Source organism: Rhodococcus sp. 320_ES, assembly GCF_059691855.1.
Genome location: NZ_JCAWAG010000001.1, coordinates 265,293 through 282,845, shown reverse-complemented (window position 1 = coordinate 282,845; position 17,553 = coordinate 265,293). Strand labels below are relative to the sequence as shown.

Here is a 17,553-nt window from a genome sequence, read left to right as displayed (position 1 = left end):
ACTAGCCCGCGGCGCGAGTTCGATACGTCGGTCTCGCACAATCCTGCGCGACGCCCAGCGAGGTCCCGGTCATCGATCGCGCGAGGTCCGACGCCGCGAACGCCGCGACATTGCCGACGTCCTCCAGAGGGACCGTCTCCCCTACCCCGGCGCTGTCGATGGTCAGAACCCGAATACCCCACGGCATCAACTCTTCCGACAGCTGACATCGCATGGCGTCGAGGGCGCCGAGGGCCACCTGAAAACCGCCGGGGTGAGACTGGTCGCCACTCGACGAGTGGCCGAACATCAGGATGACGCCGGACTCCTGACACTTCATGTGGCGGGCCGCGGCGCGGGTGGTGATGAACTGCGACCGGACGGCGTTGAGAATGGGGCGCTCGAAGTCGCGCAGTTCCATGTCTGCGAGTGGAACACCGCGAACGTCGTCCAACGCCATCAGGTTGAACGAGATGTCCACGCTTCCCGAGCAGGCCGCCATGATGTCGACGTGTTCGTCCACGTCGACCTCGTCCAACGCGTCGACCAGCGCGGCCTCCGCCTTGCCGCCGTAGGCGCGAATCTTCTCGACGACGATGTTCATCCGGGACAGCGTGCGCCCTGCGAGATGAATCTTGGCGCCCTCGCGGGCGAACGCCATGGCCACCGCGGTGCCGATCCTGCCCGCACCGCCGTAGATGACGGCGTTCTTGCCCTCGAGAAGCACATTGGCCTCCTGCTGGTGTGTGCCCCTACGGTACGGAGGAAGCCGGCTCGGTGTCCCGAGTTTCGGATTTCGTCTCGTCGACGTGCACGTCGGTCGAGTGCGCCGACCGAACAGCCTGCGCCACGGCGATTGTCGCGACGGCCACGACCGCGGACACCAGCGTCCGCACGCCTGCCCCCGACTGGGCGATCTCACCGAGAGCGGTCACGACCTGGCCCAACGGAAGGAACGAGGCGAGGTGTGCGCCCGTCTGCCAGAAGGCCGGACCCGCCACACCGCACACCACGAGCTGGACAGCCGCCGCGACGAGCAGCACGATCCGCCCGATCGTCCGGCCGGCCACCGCGATCACCGCACGGCCGGCCGCCACGAGCGCCGCGGCCCACAGAGCCAACACCACCACCGCGGAGGCCAACGCCCCACCGGTCAGATCGTCCTGAGCGAACCACAACACCACCGCAGCGGAGGCAGCTATTCCGGCTGTCACCAGCGCCGGGAACCGCTCGCGCATCACGCGCAGCGAGACGGCGACGGCCGCGCCGACCAACAGGAGCGACCCCACCATGTAAGGCCAATCGGGCAACGCCGGCCGCACCACGAAACTCGCCGGGGACGTCGAGCTGTCCGACTCCGACCGGCCTCCGGCCTGCCCGGAATCCGCTGCGATGCGATTCGCCGGCGGCAGCGACGCCGACGCCGACGCGATGTCCGACTGCACCCCGCTGATCACCCCGGCCATCGGCCCGGTCCCGTCGACCAGCTGACCGGTGCCGTCGACGAGACGGTTGCCACCGTCGTCGAGCTTGACGATCCCGTCGCGCAGCGCCGCCGACCCCTCGGTCGCGCGCACCACGCCGTCGACGAACTCGGACTTCGGATCGCTGAGCTGATACGCGAGCGTCCGCGCTCCGGTCTTCAGTTCTTGCAGCTGGTTCATGATGTCGCCGCCCAGTCCCTGCGTGCGCATCATGGTCTGCACGGTCGTGAGCTGGTCGATCGCGCCCTTCGCGGCCGGATCGGTGCTGGTAGCGAGGGTCTCGATCGATTGCTGGATGATCAGGTCGACCTGACCTTGCACGGCGCCGAGCCCGGTCAGCGAATCGACGACCTTGTCGACCCCGCCGCTGACTTTCGTCGAACCGTCACCGAGCGCCCAGACGCCTTCGCGCAGCTGGGTCATGCCGTCGGCCAACTCCCCCGACCCGTCCTTCGCCTGATGCAGACCGTCGGACAGTTGGTGTGCACCGTCGTCGAGCTGCTTGCCGCCGTCGGTCAACTTCGCGAGACCGCCACTGAGAAGGCCGAGCGGCAACGTGGTCGAGGCCAACGACTTTCGGGTGTCGGCGAGAGGGTCCGCGGACGAGGACATGGGCGCGGCCGTCACCGTGGTCGCGGGCGCCGGGTTCGACGCGAACCACACTCCCGCAGCGAGCGCGGGAACGACGATTGCGAACACGAGGGCTACCGGAGAGAGCAGGACGGCGACGACTCGGGCCACCACGTTCGAGTTCCTCATAATGGTTTCGGACGATAGTGGCTGTTCACAGCCGTTTCGGGGTGCCTCGCCGCGTTCGACGCCAACGATTTCCGCACCATTGTTGTCATAAACTCGGCGAATGCGCTCTCCTGCCATTGCCCTGCAGCCCGATATCGGACCCGAACTGACGGATGCGGTGACCGGTGGGGGCGGCACGATCGTCCCGCTGGACGAGGCGGAGGCACTTGTCTGGTACTCCCGCGCGCAGGACCTGCCCGACCTGCCGCCGAACGTCCGGTGGGTCCAGCTCGGGTCGGCGGGGATCGAGCAGTGGGCCGACGAGATCGCCGCCAATCCCGAGGTCACCTTCACCTCCGCCGCCGCGGCCTACTCGGACATCATCGCCGAGCACGCGCTGATGATGCTGCTGGCCGGCGTCCGAACCCTTCCGGCGCACCTCGCCGCGACATCGTGGCAGGACACCGAGCTCGCCGGCGGTGTCGGCACCCTCCGCGGCTCGACGGTCACGATCGTCGGAGCGGGTGGCATCGGACGCTCCCTCATCACCATGCTGGCCCCGCTCGGCGTCACGTCGGTGGCCGTCAACAGGTCGGGCCGGGAGGTGCCCGGCGCCGCACGCACGGTCTCCGCCGAGCACCTCGACGACGTGTGGGACGCCACCGATCACGTGGTGATCGCCGCCCCCGCGACGGCCGAGACAGCCCACATCGTCGGGGCGGATCGACTCCGCCGGCTGAAGCCGCACTCGTGGGTGGTGAACATCGCCCGCGGATCGCTGGTGGACACCGACGCGCTGGTCGACGCGCTGCGCGACGGGACCATTGCGGGCGCCGGTCTCGATGTCACCGAGCCCGAGCCGCTGCCCGACGGTCATCCGTTGTGGACGATGCGCTCGGCCATCATCACTCCCCACGATTCCAACCCGACCGGCCCCCGTACCGCCGCGCTGGCGCGTCACGTCGAGGCGAACATCGCACGGTTCGCGGCGGGCGAGCCGTTGGCCGCCGTGGTCGATCGCGACGCCGGATACTGACCGCGCCTACTCTGGAGTACGTGACCTCGTCGACCACCAGCACGCAGCCCGATCGGCGTCCGGTCGACCCCGGGATCGCGCTGTCCGACGCGTTCGCTCGTGGTGGTGTCGTCGCGCTCACGGGCGCCGGGATGTCTACCGACTCCGGGATCCCGGACTACCGCGGACCGGACTCGCCGCCGCGCAACCCGATGACGATTCAGCAATTCATGTCCAGCCCCGACTTCCGTCGCCACTATTGGGCCCGCAATCACGTGGGCTGGCGCCACATGGACGCGGCGATGCCGAACGCCGGGCACCGTATGTTGGCCGACCTCGAGGCACGCGGAGCAGTCCTCGGGGTGATCACGCAGAACGTCGACATGCTGCACACCAAGGCCGGCAGCCGCACCGTGATCGACCTGCACGGTGTCTACGGCCGTGTCCGGTGCCTCGGGTGCGAGCGTCTGATCTCCCGTCTCGAACTGGACGAACGTCTCACGAAGGCCAACCCCGGTTTCGCCGAGACGGTCACACCGGCGGACGGTGTCGAGATCGCCCCCGACGCCGACGCCATCATCTCGAGTACGGAACATTTCCGGATGGTCGACTGCGAGGTGTGCGGTGGAATTCTCAAGCCCGACATCGTGTACTTCGGTGACAGTGTCCCGAAGCCGCGCGTGCGCGCTGCCTTCGACCTCGTCGATTCGGGATCGTCGTTGGTGGTGTTGGGGTCGTCGCTGACGGTCATGTCCGGGCTGCGTTTCGTTCGTCATGCGCGCAAGACCGGAAAGCCTGTCTTCATCGTCAATCGTGGTCGGACGCGCGGCGACGATCTCGCGACACTCAAGATCGAGGCCGGTTGTGCAGAGGTGCTCGCCTCGGTCCTGTGACTAGAGTGACGGGGTATGACGCGAGTCGACCCCAAGGACGCCGCCTTCTTCTACGAATCCGTGCCCGGAAACACCACGGATCACTATTTCACCGTCGGTCTGCATCATCCGAGCGACGAGCACATCGACCCCGAGCGTCTCGCGAACGATCTCGTCGGCCGACTAGACGGCATCCCGCAGGTACTGGTCCGGCTGGCGCGCGTTCCGTTCGACCTCGACTATCCCTCGTGGACAACCGATCTCACGACACCGGCGGATCACGTTCGCGTGCTCCCGGTCGCGTCCGGTGACTGGACCGGGGCACTCGCCGTCCTCTCCGACATCGTGTCGGTTCCGCTGGACGTCGAGCGCAGCGCCGTAGCGGTGCACATTCTGCCGAACCTCCGCGGCGTTCCCGGAATCGACGGTATCGGATCGATTGTGGTGGTTCAGCTTTCGCACGCACTGGCCGACGGTCAGGGCGCGGTCGCCGTGACACGCACGCTGCTCGGCGACGAGTCCGCGCGCACGCACCTCCCCTCGCCCGCGCCGACCCACCGCCGTCCCGCCGTCGCTGCGGCCGTGGGATTGCTCCGCACGCCTCTGCAGGCGGCAGGGTTCGCCGGCGCCGCGGTGCGCGCCATCCGATCGAGTCGGGAGTTCGCCCGTGAGATCGCCGACGGGACCATCGTCCCCCGGCCGTCGGCGAGGCGGGCGACCGCCGTGAACGTGAACCCCGGAACCGACCGTGCCGCAGCCGTTCTCGTCCACGACCGCGCTGCTCTGACCGCATCCGGTCTGTCCGTGACCTCCGCGGCGCTGACCGCGATCTCGCGCGCTCTGACCACCTACCTCGGCGACGACGCCCCCACCGACCTCGGTGCACACGTCACCGTGGCGCTGCCCCCGGACGCCCACTGGCCCGGCGTCAATCGGTTGGCGTCGGGCAGCGTCGATCTGTTCCCGAACGCAGACGACCAGCCCGCACGCATCCGCGACTGCCTCGTCGGCGAACGACGGCGCGTGACACATCGGGCCATGCTCGATTCCGTCCGCGTCGCCGAACACATACCGGCGCCGTTGCTGCGTGCGGGTCTGCGCCGCCAGCATCCGTCGGGCGAAGGCGGGCAGGCCGGAGGCCGCTCGGAATTGACCGTGCATGCGCACACCACCGTCTCCAGCGTGAACTGCGGACCCGCGACCCTGCACCCGAGTGGCACGGACGCCGTGTTCATCGCTGCATTCGCGGGCCTGTCGCCCGCGATGTCGCTCAACCACGCTGTGCTCGGACTCGGTGACACCATCGCCGTCGGGGTGGTCACCTCACCGACTGCGATTCCCGATCACGCCCGATACCTCGACGTGCTGGACCGCGCACTGCACGAGGTCGGACGTCAGACGGACACGAGATCGTCGGCGTGAACGACGGGACGCTGCAGCTCCGGAGCCAGACTTACCGTCGATCGACCGAGCATCGCGGCGAGCTCGGCAGCGTCGTACGCCACCACTCCCCGACCGACGACCGCACCGCTCGGGTCGCGTAAGGCCACGACGTCACCGGCGTCGAAACCGCCGTCCACCGCCGTGATTCCGGCAGAGAGCAGCGAGTGACGCCCGGCGACCACCGCGCGCACCGCTCCCGCGTCCAGGTGTAGGTCACCGCGAGTGTCCGCGGCGTGCCGAACCCAGAAGCGTCTGGCGGACAACCGGTTCGGACGAGCGGTGAAGGTGGTGCCGACTGCGCCGCCCGTCAACGCGGACGCGGCGTCGGCCGCCGCAGCGAGGAGGACCGGAACACCGGCGTCGGCGGCGAGCCTGGCGGCGGACAGCTTCGACGCCATCCCACCCGTTCCCAGCGCTCCGCCGGACCCGGCGATGACCCCGTCGAGGTCCTCGGGACTGTCGACCTGCGAGATGAACTGCGCCGCAGGGTCCTTACGGGGGTCGCCGCTGTAGAGACCGTCGACGTCGGACAGCAGAATCAGAGCATCGGCTCCGACGAGGTGCGCCACCAATGCCGCGAGTCGATCGTTGTCACCGAAGCGCAGTTCGGCCGTGGCCACCGTGTCGTTCTCGTTCACCACGGCAACCGCACCCAGAGCCCGCAGGCGGTCCAGGGTGCGTTGCGCATTGCGATGATTCGAGCGCCGCGCCATGTCCTCGGCGGTCAGAAGGACCTGTCCGACGGTCCGCTGGTACCGGCCGAACGACGTACCCCACGCGTGTGCGAGGGCGAGTTGACCGACACTGGCGGCAGCCTGCTTGGTAGCGAGGTCCTGTGGGCGCCTGCGCAATCCGAGAGGTGCCAGTCCGGCACCGACGGCACCGGAGGACACCACGACCACGTCCGACCCGGCTCGCATCCGGGTCTCGATGGCGTCGGCCAGAGCGTCGAGGCGACCTGTGTCGAGGCCCCCGGCAACGCTGGTCAGCGCGGACGACCCGATCTTGACGACGATGCTGCGGGCGGACGCGATGGCCTGCCGAGTGTCGACGCCTGCGTTCACTTCTCTTCGGTCTCCAACCCTCGGCGTACACGCCGTGCGTGCTTGCGCTCGTCTGCGCCTATGCGCTCCACCTGATCGATGCGAGCGTCGGTGCCGCGCCCGGTCATCGTGATGTCCACGCCCGCAGGGGTTTGCGGCTCCCACTCGAAGCTGACGTCGCCGATGGTGACGGAACAGCCGGGCTGCGCACCCTGCTTGACCAGTGCGTCTTCCACACCGAGACGCGCCAGACGATCCGCGAGATAGCCGACAGCTTCGTCGTTGTCGAACGCGGTCTGCTGAATCCAGCGCTCGGGGCGCGTTCCGCGCACGATGAATCCCCCGGGAATCTCGGGATCGGCAGTGACGGAGAAGCCCGACTCGTTCGCCGCGATCGGACGGATGACCTGGCGACGCGGTGCGGCCTTGGGGTGCGCCTCCCGGTACTCGACCACCAGCTTGGCCAGTGCGAACGTCAACGGCCGCAGGCCTTCTCGGCTCACGGCGGAAATGGCGAACACCGGCCAGCCGCGCGCTTCGATGTCGGGGGTGACCATCTCGGCGAGGTCGGCGGCCTCGGGGACGTCGACCTTGTTCAGGATGACGATGCGAGGACGCTCGGCGAGATCGCCGAGGCTCGCATCCGACGACAGTGCGGGCTTGTAGGCGGCCAACTCCGACTCGAGTGCGTCGATGTCGGACAGCGGATCGCGACCCGGATCGAGGGTGGCGCAGTCGACGACGTGCGCGAGTACCGCGCACCGCTCGAGGTGACGCAGGAAGTCCAGGCCGAGACCCTTGCCCTCGCTGGCACCGGGAATGAGGCCGGGCACGTCGGCGACGGTGAAGGTGGTCTCACCGCTCGACACCACGCCGAGGTTGGGGGCCAGTGTCGTGAACGGGTAGTCGGCGATCTTCGGCTTCGCTGCCGAGAGCACGGACACCAGAGACGACTTGCCTGCACTCGGGAACCCGACCAGTCCGACGTCGGCGACCGATTTCAGTTCGAGAACCAGCTCGCGCTCCACACCCTCCTCGCCGAGCAGGGCGAAGCCGGGGGCCTTGCGGGCACGCGAGGCCAGCGCAGCGTTGCCGAGTCCGCCGCGGCCACCGGGAGCGGCTTCGAAGCGCGTTCCCTCACCCACGAGGTCGGCAAGAATACGGCCGTTCTCGTCCAGGACCATCGTGCCGTCCGGAACCGGAAGCACCAGATCCTCGCCGTTGGAACCGTCGCGGTTGCTGCCCGCGCCCTGCGTCCCGTTGCCGGCCTTGGCGTGCGGGTGGAAGTGGAAATCGAGCAGAGTGTGGACGTTGGGGTCCACGACGAGGACGACGTCGCCTCCGCGACCGCCGTTACCGCCGTCGGGTCCGCCGAGCGGCTTGAACTTTTCGCGGTGGACCGAGGAACACCCGTTGCCGCCCTTACCCGCGCTGATGTGCAGCGTGACGCGGTCTACGAAGCGAGACATGGAATTACTGGTCCTTCCGGAAAACTACCGACAAACCGACAGGGGCGGACGAGAGGCTCGATTGGCCCCTCTGTCCGCCCCTGTCGGGTGAAGCGTGTGAGCTGGGCTCAGACCTCGACGGTCTCGGCCACAGGCGGAACGATGTTGACGGTCTTGCGGCCGCGCTTGGTGCCGAACAGAACTGCACCGGCAGACAGCGCGAACAAGGTGTCGTCGCCGCCACGTCCGACGTTGACGCCGGGGTGGAAGTGGGTGCCGCGCTGGCGAACGATGATCTCGCCGGCGCTGACGGTCTGGCCGCCGAAGCGCTTGACGCCGAGGCGCTGTGAATTCGAATCGCGACCGTTGCGTGAGCTGGACGCGCCCTTCTTGTGTGCCATGTCTCTACGACCCTTTCAGCAGAAGTGTGTTGGTTACTTGATTCCGGTGACCTTGAGGACGGTCAGCTTCTGCCGGTGTCCCTGCCGCTTGTGGTAGCCGGTCTTGTTCTTGAACTTGTGGATGCGGATCTTCGGGCCCTTGGTGTGCTCGACGATCTCGCCGGCGACGGAGAGCTTCGCCAGCTTGTCTGCATCTGTGGTCAGGTCGGAACCATCGACGACGAGAACAGGAACAAGCGAGACAGCCGTGCCGGGCGCTCCCTCGATCTTCTCGACCTTGACGAGGTCACCGACAGCGACCTTGTACTGCTTTCCGCCGGTCTTGACGATCGCGTACGTTGCCATCGGAGGGCTACCCCTTGCTTCTTCGAACTTGTTCGCGCCGGTGACGGCGCGACTGGTCTGGTACTTCGTATCTCTTGCGTCGGCAGGTCGCGGCTCATAAGTGCACACCGCGCAGCGGGCAGAACTAACCGCGTCGCCGACAGCGACTGTCCAAGATTACGGGAGAGCCGCTATCGGAAGCAAACCGCGCTCACGACTCCCCGTCCACGGGCGGACCCGCGGGCCGTCCCGCAGCTCGGCGACGCTTCGGACGAGTCGCTGCGGTCGGCGGAGCGACGGACGCTCCACCTGCGGGAGCTGTCACAGACGGCTCGGCGGGTTCGGGTGCCGTCGCGCCCTGCGGAATGACGATGACCGTGCCCGCAGCGTCGCCGGCCGGTGCCGCCGCAGCGCGGGACACGCGTCGGCTTCGCCGCGGTGCGGCGGCCGGAGCGGACCGTGGCTCGGGAGCTGATTCGGGCTCGGGAGTCGATTCGGGCTTGGGGGCGGCCTCCAGGGCGCTCGGCGTTTCGTCGGTCGACGCCGACTCCGCCTCACGAACGGCCTCGACGGCTGCAGCCGCAGTATCGGCCGGGTCCTCGAAGGCAACCACTTCGGTGCCGTCGACGTCGATTGTCTCGGCCTCGTCCTCCGGGTGCAGGTGAGCGGCCATGGCCAGCGCAACCGGGTGCGCCCGCTTGGCGGTGACGTCGACCGTCTCCTTCTCCGGCTCCGACGATGTGACGTCGCTGCGCGTGTCGGACCTGTCCTTGCCACCGCGGCGACGACGACTGTTGCCCGACGACTGGTCGGACCGGGACGATCCGCCGCCGTTGTTGCTGCCGCCGCCGTTGTTGTTGCCGCTGTTGTTGTTGCCGCTGTTGCCGCTGTTGCCGCTGTTGCCGCTGTTGCCGCTGTTGCCGCCGCCGCGTCCCTCGTCGGACTTCGGCTCCACCGGGAATTGGTGAATCATGATCCCGCGGCCATGGCAGTGGTCACAGGTGGTCGAGAACGCCTCGATCAGTCCGGTGCCCATGCGCTTGCGGGTCATCTGCACCAGGCCGAGCGACGTCACTTCCGACACCTGGTGACGAGTGCGGTCGCGACCGAGGGCTTCGGTCAGCCGTCGCAGCACCAGGTCGCGGTTGGACTCGAGCACCATGTCGATGAAGTCCACGACGATCATTCCGCCGATGTCGCGCAGACGCATCTGTCGCACGATCTCCTCGGCAGCCTCGAGGTTGTTGCGCGTGACCGTCTCTTCGAGGTTTCCGCCCTCACCGGTGAACTTGCCGGTGTTGACGTCGACGACGGTCATGGCCTCGGTGCGGTCGATGACGAGCGTGCCGCCGGACGGCAGCCACACCTTGCGGTCCAGCGCCTTGGCCAGCTGCTCGTCGATGCGGTACGCAGCAAAGACGTCGACGTCCTTGGACGACGATTCGTACCGCTCGACACGCGGAAGCATGTCCGGGGCGACCGTCTCGATGTAGTTCTGCACGGTCGACCACGCACGGTCACCTTCGATGACCAGCTTGGAGAAGTCCTCGTTGAAGAGGTCGCGAACCACCTTGACCAGCAGATCGGGCTCTTCGTAGAGGCTCTGCGGGTTGGTGCCCTTGCTCGACTCGGCCTTCGACGACGCCTCCGAGATGGTGGCCCACTGAGCCTGCAGACGCGTCACGTCGCGAGCGAGCTCCTCGGCACTCACACCCTCGGACGCTGTCCGGATGATGACGCCGGCGTCGGCCGGGACGATGTCGCGCAGGATGTCCTTGAGCCGCTTGCGCTCGGTGTCCGGCAGCTTGCGCGAGATGCCTGTGGACGAGCCACCCGGCACATAGACGAGGAAGCGACCGGCCAACGAGATCTGCGTGGTCAGCCGCGCACCCTTGTGCCCGACCGGGTCCTTGCTGACCTGGACCAGAACTTGATCACCGGGCTTGAGCGCCTGCTCGATCTTGCGCGAACTGCCACCGAGGCCTGCTGCTTCCCAGTCGACCTCACCGGCGTAGAGCACGCCGTTGCGGCCCTTGCCGATGTCGATGAATGCAGCTTCCATGCTGGGCAGCACGTTCTGCACGCGTCCGAGGTAGACGTTGCCGGAGATCGAACCCGACGACGTGCTGGTCACGAAGTGCTCGACCAAGACTCCGTCTTCGAGGACGGCCACCTGTGTGAGGTCGGGGTCCCCGGCCAACGCCTTCTCGCGGACGACCATCGTGCGGTCGACAGCTTCGCGGCGAGCCAGGAACTCGGACTCGGTCAGGATCGGCGGGCGGCGGCGACCGGCATCACGACCGTCGCGTCGACGCTGGCGCTTCGCCTCGAGACGAGTGGATCCGGAAATGCCCTGGACCTCGTCCTTGGGAGCGCGCTGCTTGTTCCGCGGCTCGCGCTCGTGCACGACGGTGTTCGGCGGATCGTCCTCGTCGTTCGAGTCGGCCGAGCTGTCACCGGTGCTCTTGCGGCGACGACGGCGACGGCGACGGCGACTGCCCGACTCGGACTCGTCGTCCGACTCCGACTGGTCGTCGTCGGAACTGTCCTTCTCGGAACTGTCCTTGTCAGAGCTGTCCTTGTCGGAGCTGTCCTTCTCTGCGTCGGTGGTTTCTGCCTCGTTCGGCTTCGACGCGACGTCGGCATCGCGGGCATCGTCCGACTCGTTGTCGTCGGTCGACTCGTCCGAATCCTGCTGTTCACCACGACCGCGACCACGGCCACGACGGCCTCGGCGACGGCGACGCGGACCCGATGATTCCTGGTCGTCGTTGGATTCTTCGGCGTTGGAATCTTCGGCGTCGGAGTCTTCGGACGATTCGGATTCCGCCGACACACCAGCGGCCTGGCCGTCCACCGGAGCATCGGACGTGCTCGTCTCGGACTCGGTCGTCTCTGTTGTGGGCGCCTCTACCTCGGCGGCCTCGACATTCGCCGTCTCCGACTTCGGACGACGTCGTCGGCGGGCGGGCGCCTTTACCGGCGCGTCGTCAGAGGGCGGTTCGGGCTGCAGGAACAGCGGCATGGCCGCTGCGGTGGCGGCAGGCGGAGCCGACTGCGCGGGAGCGTCGACGTCGGTGAACAGGTCGGGCTGAGGCGCCTGCGCGGTGTCCTCCGGCTCGGCCGGGCTCACCTCGGGGATGCTGTCGATTGCGTCCTCGGTCGGCTCCGGCGTCTCCGGCAGAGCGGGCGCATCCACGGTGGGGACGCTTCCGAGCGCGCTGGTGACGGCTTCGGCGTCGGCGCGCACCACGCTGGACTGCACGTTGCGGGCGGGCGAACCCATCTCCACAAGTTGGGCCATCACCTGCTTGCTGGTGACACCGAGCCGTTTGGCGAGGGCGTGCACGCGTATGCGCTCGGGAAGAGCGTTCTCGGCGGCAAGGTCGGGCGAAGTCTGGGGCGGCTCGTGATCGGCCACGTGTTCTCCTCGGGCCCCCGGGCGCGTTCATTCACCGATTGCGATGAATGGCACGCGGCCACGCGGGAGCTATGTATGTTCTCGCGTCAACTGAACGCGAGAGTGGTCTCGCCTCGCATCGATGCGGCAACCGGCGGTCACCACTGTGTCGATGCAATGCCTGGTCGGATGGCTGGTGCGTCCGCCGGTCCGAGCGCCTGATCTTCAGCGTGACACGTGTGCAAGAGGTGTATTGCACCAGCGTGGCCGCGATGACGGGCATCGAACCGTTGGTTGTCATCCGGTTGCGAACGCGTGAACAGTAATTGCGTTGCAACCGTTGTCAGTATCCCACACCACTCGACGGACCCGTGCCAGGCCGTCCAAAACACGGCCGGCCTCCGGCCTACCCGCGCCAAAATGACGGCCGGGGTCCGCCGGCGGTGTCGGGCTCGTCAGGACAGTTCAGGAAACCAGAGTGCGATCTCGCGGTCCGCGGACTCCACCGAATCGGAGCCGTGAACGAGATTCTGACCGCCGTCGAGGGCCAGGTCGGCACGGATGGATCCGGGCACGGCCTTTTCGACGGGATCGGTTCCGCCGGCAATCTGTCGGAACGCAGCAATGGCGCGCGGCCCTTCCAGAACGGCCGCCACGACGGGTCCGGAAGTGATGAACTCGAGCAGATCGGGGAAGAAGGGCTTGCCCTCGTGCTCGGCGTAGTGCGTGCCGGCGAGTTCGCGGGTCACCATCTCCATCTTCAGTGCCACGATGTCGAGACCCTTGCGCTCGATGCGCCCCAGAATCTCTCCTATGTACCGGCGCTTCACGCCGTCGGGCTTGATCAGTATGAGAGTTCGCTCAGTCACGCCGCTCAGCATAGGGCGCAGACGTCAGTCGAAGTCGCGCTGACCCGCGAGAAGACCCTTGGTGATCCGTCGACGAATGTCGCGGCGCAGGTAGATCAGATACGCCCACACCAGCGCGAAGATCACACCGATCGCGGTCACGGACGGGTGCGCGAAGAACCCGAGGATCACCAGGACCTGAAGCGCCACGTTGAACTGCATCGCCCACGGGCGACGCTGCAGACCGGAGCCCACGATCATCAGCAGGCCCAGAGCCACGAGGTACGTGCCGTTGAGCCAGGTCACTCCCCCGCCGACGGTGCCGACGACGGGCAGCGCCAGCAGAACGACGATGGCCTCCAGGATCAGCGTGCCCGCGCAGACACCGCGGAAGCCCTTCCACGGGTCGGTGATCGGCGCACGAAACCCGGTGACGGGGTCGATGTCGTCGATCTCGTTGTCGCTCACGCCGGGTCCTTTCCGAACAGAGTGCGCGCCACACCCGCCGTCACGACGGAACCGGTCACCACAACTCCTGCACCCGATACTGCCTCACCTTCGTCGGCGACGTCTTCGGCGATGCCGATGGCCACCTCGATGGCGTCCGGCAACGTCTCCGCGACGACAACGCGTTCGTCCCCGAACTTGGCGACGGCCGCGTTGGCGAGGTCCTCGACGTCCATCCCGCGCGCCGAGCCGTTGTGGGTGACCACCACCTCGTCGAAGATCGGTTCGAGGGCGGTCAGGATTCCGTCGACGTCCTTGTCGGCCATGACCGCGACGACGCCGACGAGTTTGCGGAAGTCGAACTCTTCGCGCAGCGCCGTCGCGAGCGCCTGTGCGCCGTGCGGATTGTGCGCGGCGTCGAGAAAGACCGTGGGGGCGTTGCGTACGCGTTCGAGCCGGCCGGGATTGACGACGGAGGCGAATCCCTCACGAACGGAGTCGATGTCGAGGCGGTGATTCGCTCCGGCGCCGAAGAATGCCTCCACCGCCGCGAGGGCCAGGGAAGCGTTGCGCGCCTGGTGTTCTCCGTGCAGAGGCAGGAAGACCTCGTCGTAGACACCGCCGAGTCCCTGCAGTTCGAGCATCTGACCGCCGACGGCGACACCGCGGGAGAGGATTCTGAATTCCGAACCCGCTCGGGCGACTGCCGCGTCCATCTCGACGGCCCGCCGGAGCAGTACGTCCGCCACCTCGGGCTGCTGCTCGTCGAGGATGGCGACCGTGTCGATCGGCACCACGTTGTCCGGTGCCTTCTTGATGATCCCGGCCTTCTCGGCCGCGATTCCGGCGATGTCGCTACCCAGGTACTCGACGTGGTCGATCCCGATGGGCGTGATCACCGCCACCTGCCCGTCGACTACATTGGTTGCGTCCCAACGGCCCCCGAGGCCTACCTCGATCACCGCCACGTCGACGGGTGTCTCCGCGAACGCCGCGAACGCCATCGCCGTGAGCACCTCGAACTTGCTCATCGCCGGACCGCCGGCGTCCTGCGACTGCCGGTCGATCATCTCGACGTACGGGAGGATGTCGCGGTAGGTGTCGACGTACATGCGCGGCGAGATCGGCTTGCCGTCGATCGCGATGCGCTCGGTGGCCAGCTGCAGGTGCGGGCTCGTCGTCCGCCCGGTGCGGCGGTGGAACGCCCGCAGAAGCGACTCGACCATGCGCGTCACCGATGTCTTGCCGTTGGTGCCGGCGATGTGAATCGACGGATAGTTGCGCTGAGGCGAGCCCAGGATGTCCATCAATCCGGCGATGCGGTCGAGCGACGGCTCGATCTTGGTCTCGGGCCACCGGCGATCCAGTTCGGCCTCGACGAGCGTGAACTCGGCGAGGTCCACCGGCGACGGACCCGGATCGGCGGGCCCGTCGTAGGCGTGCTCGTGCGGGGTCGTCACTGACCGCCCAACTCCTTCAGCCGCTTCGTGATCCGCTCGATGTCTTCGTGAGCGAGCTGCTGTCGCCCACGAATTTTGTCGACGACGGCTTCCGGTGCGTTGGCGACGAATTTCTCGTTACCCAACTTGGCGGTAGTGGTCTCGAGTTCCTTCTGCGCGGCCGCGAGGTCCTTCTCGGCGCGCTTGATCTCCGCGCCCACGTCGACGGTTCCCGACGTGTCCAACTCGACGTTCACCGTGCCGAGGGACAAGCGGACCTCGAGCGAGGCCGATGCCGTGAAGTCGTCCTCCGGCTCGGTGAGGAACGCGAGCGCCTTGACGGCGGACAGTTGGCCCTCGATGTCGGCATCACCGGCACCTCCGAGACGCGCGGGCACCTTCTGCTTGGGCTTGAGACCTTGGTCGCTGCGGAAACGACGCACCTCGGTCACCAGCTTCTGCATGTCGGTGACCCGTTGCAGCGCAACGGGATCGGCGCCGACTCCGGTCTCGGTGGGCCACGACGCCGTCACGACGGTCGACCCTCCGGTCAGCACCTTCCACAGCATCTCGGTCACGAACGGGATAACCGGATGCAGAAGGCGCAGAAGCGAATCCAGGACCGTGCCCAGCACGATCCGGGTGGTGTCGCGGCCTTCACCCAACTGAACCTTCGCCAGTTCGAGGTACCAGTCACACACCTCGTCCCACGCGAAGTGGTAGAGCGCCTCGCATGCCTTGGAGAACTCGTACCGGTCCAGGGCGTCGTCGACTTCGGCCCGTACGGACGCGAGGCGATCGAGAATCCAGCGATCGGCGTCGGTGAGCTCGGCTCGATCCGGAAGGTCCTGCAGCACAGCGCCGTTCATCAACGCGAACTTGGTGGCGTTGAAGAGTTTTGTCGCGAAGTTGCGCGAGGCCTGCGCGTTGTCCTCGCCCACCGAGAGGTCGCCGCCGGGGTTCGCGCCGCGAGCCAGGGTGAAGCGGAGCGCGTCGGCGCCGAACCGGTCGACCCAGTCGAGAGGGTCGATGCCGTTGCCCTTCGACTTGCTCATCTTGCGTCCGAACTCGTCGCGAACGAGCCCGTGCAGGAATACGTCTCGGAACGGAACGGCGCCGGGGAGCTCGTCGGCGACAGCGGTGCCGAACATCATCATGCGCGCGACCCAGAAGAACAGGATGTCGTACCCGGTGACGAGAACGCTGGTGGGATAGAACTTCTCGAGATCGGCGGTGCGCTCCGGCCACCCCATCGTCGAGAAGGGCCACAGGCCGGACGAGAACCACGTGTCGAGAACGTCCGGGTCCTGAGTCCATCCCTCGGGCGCGCTCTCGTCGGGGCCGAGGCACACCGTCTCGCCGTCGGGCCCGTACCAGATGGGGATGCGATGACCCCACCAGAGCTGGCGAGAGATGCACCAGTCGTACATGTCGTCGACCCAGGCGAACCACCGCGGCTCCTGGCTCTTCGGATGAATCGTGGTGTCGCCGTTGCGCACGGCGTCACCCGCAGCCTTCGCGAGCGACTCGACCTTGACCCACCACTGCAACGACAGTCGCGGCTCGATCGGCTCACCGCTGCGCTCGGAGTGGCCGACGCTGTGGACGTAGGGACGCTTCTCCGCGACCACGCGACCCTGCTCCGCCAACGCCTCGCGCACCTTGACACGTGCCTCGAATCGCTCCATGCCGTCGAATTGCGTTCCGGTGTCGACGATGTGGCCGGTCTTGTCCATGATCGAGGGCATCGGCAGCGAGTGCCGCAGGGCCATCTCGAAGTCGTTGGGGTCGTGCGCAGGCGTGATCTTCACTGCGCCCGTACCGAATTCGGGATCGACGTACGCATCGGCGATGATCGGGATCTCGCGATCGAGGAACGGGTGCGGCAACGTCGTCCCCACCAGGTGGGTGTAGCGCTCGTCGTCCGGATGCACCGCGACGGCGGTGTCGCCCAGCATGGTCTCGACTCGCGTGGTCGCGACGACGACGTGTGGTTCGTCGTCGTTCAGCGAGCCGTAGCGCAGCGAGACCAGCTCGCCCTCGACGTCCTCGTACTTGACCTCGATGTCGGAGATGGCTGTCTGCAGAACCGGCGACCAGTTCACCAGGCGCTCCGCGCGGTAGATCAGGCCGGCGTCGTAGAACTTCTTGAACACGGTCTGGACTGCGCGCGAGAGACCGTCGTCCATGGTGAATCGGTCGCGAGTCCAGTCGACGCCGTCGCCGAGCCGTCGCATCTGCTCACCGATGGTGCCGCCGGACTCGGCCTTCCACTCCCACACCTTCTCGATGAACTTCTCGCGCCCGATCTCGTCCTTGGAGACGCCGTCGGCGGCGAGCTTCTTCTCCACCAGCGACTGGGTGGCGATGCCGGCGTGGTCCATGCCGGGGAGCCACAGCACCTCGTAGCCCTGCATCCGCTTGCGGCGGGCGAGCACGTCCATGAGCGTGTGGTCCAAGGCGTGGCCCATGTGGAGGCTGCCGGTCACGTTGGGCGGCGGGAGAACGATCGAGTAGCCGGGCTTCGACGAATTCGCGTCCGCGGTGAAGTAACCCGCATCCACCCATCCCTGATAGAGATCGGCTTCGACCTCGCCGGGGTTCCAGTTCTTGGGAAGCCGGTCGGCGGGGTTGTCCTGCGGTTCGGACGGGTCGTGGTCTGAGCTGGTCAC

Annotated in this window: 14 protein-coding genes; 3 read left to right on the top strand and 11 right to left on the bottom strand. The window is 67.3% G+C overall.

Features of this window, described 5'->3' with window-relative positions; all coding sequences use genetic code 11:
• Window position 1: 1 nt before the first annotated feature.
• Window positions 2-706: an SDR family NAD(P)-dependent oxidoreductase gene (locus tag AC59JP_RS01390; RefSeq protein ID WP_497323835.1), complete on the bottom strand. Its 705-nt coding sequence runs from the start codon at window positions 704-706 to the stop codon at window positions 2-4.
• A 25-nt stretch (window positions 707-731) separates the two neighbouring features.
• Window positions 732-2,222 (bottom strand): hypothetical protein, encoded by a 1,491-nt coding sequence (locus AC59JP_RS01385; RefSeq protein ID WP_497323834.1) that lies wholly within the window; start codon window positions 2,220-2,222, stop codon window positions 732-734.
• Window positions 2,223-2,322: 100 nt separating this feature from the next.
• Between AC59JP_RS01385 and AC59JP_RS01380 the strand changes: the two genes are divergently transcribed.
• The 3 genes from AC59JP_RS01380 to AC59JP_RS01370 all read left to right on the top strand — a co-directional run bounded on the left by AC59JP_RS01380 (window position 2,323) and on the right by AC59JP_RS01370 (window position 5,510).
• Window positions 2,323-3,237, top strand: a complete 915-nt coding sequence (locus AC59JP_RS01380; protein ID WP_497323833.1) for a D-isomer specific 2-hydroxyacid dehydrogenase family protein — start codon at window positions 2,323-2,325, stop codon at window positions 3,235-3,237.
• A 74-nt stretch (window positions 3,238-3,311) separates the two neighbouring features.
• Window positions 3,312-4,109, top strand: a complete 798-nt coding sequence (locus tag AC59JP_RS01375; protein ID WP_497324830.1) for a Sir2 family NAD-dependent protein deacetylase — start codon at window positions 3,312-3,314, stop codon at window positions 4,107-4,109.
• Between the two features lie 15 nt (window positions 4,110-4,124).
• Complete coding sequence (locus tag AC59JP_RS01370) at window positions 4,125-5,510, top strand: wax ester/triacylglycerol synthase domain-containing protein (RefSeq protein WP_497323832.1); 1,386 nt, start codon at window positions 4,125-4,127, stop codon at window positions 5,508-5,510.
• Here AC59JP_RS01370 and proB read toward each other — a convergent pair.
• The 9 genes from proB to AC59JP_RS01325 form a co-directional block, all read right to left on the bottom strand.
• Entirely contained in the window at window positions 5,483-6,595 is a 1,113-nt protein-coding gene (gene proB / locus AC59JP_RS01365; RefSeq protein ID WP_497323831.1) for a glutamate 5-kinase, read from the bottom strand. The genes AC59JP_RS01370 and proB overlap by 28 nt on opposite strands.
• Complete coding sequence (obgE, locus tag AC59JP_RS01360) at window positions 6,592-8,043, bottom strand: GTPase ObgE (RefSeq protein ID WP_497323830.1); 1,452 nt, start codon at window positions 8,041-8,043, stop codon at window positions 6,592-6,594. Before obgE ends, proB begins: the two co-directional genes overlap by 4 nt.
• A 107-nt stretch (window positions 8,044-8,150) precedes the next feature.
• A complete protein-coding gene (gene rpmA, locus AC59JP_RS01355) occupies window positions 8,151-8,423 on the bottom strand; it encodes a 50S ribosomal protein L27 (protein ID WP_188544271.1) in 273 nt (90 codons plus the stop codon).
• A gap of 33 nt (window positions 8,424-8,456) precedes the next feature.
• Window positions 8,457-8,768 carry a 50S ribosomal protein L21 gene (gene rplU, locus AC59JP_RS01350; RefSeq protein WP_188544270.1) on the bottom strand — a complete coding sequence of 104 codons (312 nt, stop codon included), beginning with the start codon at window positions 8,766-8,768 and terminating at the stop codon, window positions 8,457-8,459.
• A 190-nt stretch (window positions 8,769-8,958) separates the two neighbouring features.
• Window positions 8,959-12,168, bottom strand: a complete 3,210-nt coding sequence (locus AC59JP_RS01345; RefSeq protein WP_497323829.1) for a translation initiation factor IF-2 N-terminal domain-containing protein — start codon at window positions 12,166-12,168, stop codon at window positions 8,959-8,961.
• A 434-nt stretch (window positions 12,169-12,602) separates the two neighbouring features.
• Entirely contained in the window at window positions 12,603-13,016 is a 414-nt protein-coding gene (gene ndk / locus AC59JP_RS01340) for a nucleoside-diphosphate kinase (protein ID WP_497323828.1), read from the bottom strand.
• A 24-nt stretch (window positions 13,017-13,040) separates the two neighbouring features.
• The gene (locus tag AC59JP_RS01335; RefSeq protein ID WP_497323827.1) at window positions 13,041-13,463 is read right to left on the bottom strand and encodes a DUF4233 domain-containing protein; all 423 of its coding nucleotides are present in this window, start codon (window positions 13,461-13,463) and stop codon (window positions 13,041-13,043) included.
• Window positions 13,460-14,902: a bifunctional tetrahydrofolate synthase/dihydrofolate synthase gene (gene folC, locus AC59JP_RS01330; protein WP_497323826.1), complete on the bottom strand. Its 1,443-nt coding sequence runs from the start codon at window positions 14,900-14,902 to the stop codon at window positions 13,460-13,462. The genes AC59JP_RS01335 and folC overlap by 4 nt, the downstream gene beginning before the upstream one ends.
• A complete protein-coding gene (locus tag AC59JP_RS01325) occupies window positions 14,899-17,553 on the bottom strand; it encodes a valine--tRNA ligase (RefSeq protein ID WP_497323824.1) in 2,655 nt (884 codons plus the stop codon). The genes folC and AC59JP_RS01325 overlap by 4 nt, the downstream gene beginning before the upstream one ends.